Here is a 2795-nt window from a genome sequence, read left to right on the forward strand (position 1 = left end):
ATCGCCGGATTATCCATGATCTGACAGCCGTCCCTTATAGGATGCGGGTTCACTAGGCATCGTAGTGGAACATATTCTTACCGGGCCATACAACAAACCCACCAATAATTCAAGACGTCCTCCACGGGGCGCTTACGAAGCAACTATCAGGCCAACCGTGGCCGCAGACGGCATGGTCGACAGGATGCACTGAGTGGGCGGGGCATTGACAGGATAAAAAGGGTTCACCGCGGCGGTTTTACCGGACAAAGTGCGGAATAATGCACTTTGTCGGTGCCGAGCGTGTTTTTTGTGGTGCAAGGTGCCCTGACAGCACTATCAAAGTGCGACGGCACCGTTCGTGCCGCCGAAGTAAATACGGCTCATTGCCGCGAGGTTAGTTATTTTTGGCATAACACAGCCCTTAATAAAGACAAAAAATAGCTAAAAAAAATCTTTTGTCATCTTTCTTTCAAGTTATTCAATTTTGTGGAACGCAAGCTATAAGCGGGGCTGTTGGAGTTATCCACTATTCCTGTGGATAACCGTGTGCATTAGGTTTAGAAAAACGCGCCGGGGCGAGAGCGGGCGCGGCTTGGCTGCATTTTGCCTGTATTCTCCACGCTTTTAATTATTTACGTATTTACAACTATTTATGTAAAATCAAGTAAATTTGTAAGCGCGTTCGGCGGCGCTCGCGTTTCGCCGCCAAGGCTTCCCCGCGCCGCCCAGGTCTTGTAGGTTAATCACCTTTTTCCGCCTAAAGTCAACACTTTTTCCCTTCACTGGAAATGCACTATCGGGTCACGATTATGTCTGATTACTGGTATTGTATGCAGTGGTTATCCACTGGTAAAATAGCGCGACAGTTCCCATACTCATAGAGTATCCCGCCACCCACTTTCCCAGCAGGTAGCCATAGCAGATGAGTAAAGCATTTAAACTGATTTCATCGTTTAAACCGTCCGGCGATCAGCCGGAGGCCATTCGGCGCCTGGAGGAAGGGCTGGAGGATGGTTTGGCCCATCAGACCCTGCTGGGCGTGACCGGCTCGGGGAAAACCTTTACCGTGGCGAATGTGATAGCCGATCTGAACCGTCCCACCATGGTGCTGGCGCCCAATAAAACGCTGGCGGCGCAGCTGTACGGCGAAATGAAGGCCTTTTTCCCCGATAACGCGGTGGAGTATTTCGTTTCCTATTACGACTATTATCAGCCGGAAGCGTATGTGCCCAGCTCCGATACCTTTATTGAGAAGGATGCGTCGGTTAACGAGCATATCGAGCAGATGCGGTTATCCGCCACCAAAGCGCTGCTGGAGCGGCGCGATGTCATCGTGGTGGCCTCGGTTTCCGCTATCTATGGCCTGGGGGATCCCGACGCTTATCTGAAAATGATGCTGCACCTGACGCGCGGCATGATTGTCTCCCAGCGCAGCATTGTTAACCGGCTCTCGGAGCTGCAGTATACACGCAACGATCAGGCATTTCAGCGCGGCACCTTCCGGGTGCGCGGCGAAGTCATCGATATTTTTCCCGCCGAGTCCGACGAAGTGGCGCTGCGCGTTGAGCTGTTTGACGATGAAGTGGAGCGCCTGTCGCTGTTCGACCCGCTCACGGGCCACGTCGATCAGGAAGTGCCCCGTTACACCATCTACCCGAAAACCCATTACGTCACCCCGCGCGAGCGTCTGGTGCAGGCGATGGAAGATATTAAAGTGGAACTGGCCGAACGGCGCCAGATGCTGCTGGCCAACGGCAAGCTGCTGGAAGAGCAGCGTCTGTCACAGCGTACCGCCTTTGATCTGGAAATGATGAACGAGCTGGGCTATTGCTCGGGGATCGAAAACTACTCCCGCTACCTGTCGGGCCGCGGGCCGGGCGAGCCGCCGCCGACCCTGTTCGACTATCTGCCCGCCGACGGCCTGCTGGTGGTGGACGAATCCCATGTCACCATTCCGCAAATCGGCGGGATGTATCGAGGTGACCGGGCGCGCAAAGAGACCCTGGTGGAATACGGCTTCCGCCTGCTCTCGGCGCTGGACAACCGGCCGATGAAGTTTGAAGAGTTCGCCGCGCTGGCGCCGCAGACCATTTATGTGTCCGCCACGCCCGGGCCCTATGAGCTGGAAATGTGCGGCAACGAGGTGATTGACCAACTGGTGCGGCCGACCGGCCTATTGGATCCGCAAATCGAGGTGAGGCCGGTCACCACCCAAGTGGACGATCTTTTGTCGGAAATCCGCCGGCGGGTACAAGTAAACGAGCGGGTGCTGGTGACCACGCTGACCAAGCGGATGGCCGAGGATTTGACCGAATATCTCGAAGAACACGGCGAACGGGTGCGCTATCTGCATTCAGACATCGAAACCGTAGAGCGGGTGGAAATTATCCGCGATTTGCGTCTCGGCGAATTCGACGTACTGGTCGGTATCAACCTGCTGCGTGAAGGGCTGGATATGCCCGAGGTATCGCTGGTGGCGATCCTGGACGCCGACAAGGAGGGCTTTTTGCGCTCCGAACGTTCGCTCATCCAGACCATCGGCCGCGCGGCGCGTAATCTCAACGGCAAGGCTATCTTGTATGGCGATAAAATCACGCCGTCCATGGCGCGCGCGATTGAGGAAACCGAGCGTCGGCGCGAGAAACAGCATGCGTATAATCTGGCCAATGGCATCGTGCCGCAGGCGCTGAATAAGCAAATCGCCGATATCATGGAGCTGGGCCAATCCCCGGCGCACGCCAAGCACAAAAAACGCAAGGCGATGGAAGCGGCGGCCAAGTATGGCGATTTGACGCCGAAAGCGCTGGAKCWGR

Annotated in this window: 1 protein-coding gene and 1 pseudogene; both read left to right on the forward strand. The window is 55.7% G+C overall.

Annotated features, from left to right (window positions below; genetic code table 11):
• Nucleotides 1-64 precede the first annotated feature (64 nt).
• Nucleotides 65-193, forward strand: coding sequence for a hypothetical protein (locus tag ACMX3H_RS16985; RefSeq protein WP_415211659.1), 129 nt, complete (start codon nt 65-67; stop codon nt 191-193).
• A gap of 711 nt (nt 194-904) precedes the next feature.
• Nucleotides 905-2788: pseudogene (uvrB, locus tag ACMX3H_RS16990) on the forward strand (excinuclease ABC subunit UvrB); the annotation flags it as partial.
• Nucleotides 2789-2795 lie beyond the last annotated feature (7 nt).

It is taken from the genome of Sodalis sp. (in: enterobacteria) (assembly GCF_047607725.1).
Taxonomy (GTDB): Bacteria; Pseudomonadota; Gammaproteobacteria; order Enterobacterales; family Enterobacteriaceae; genus JBLKSS01.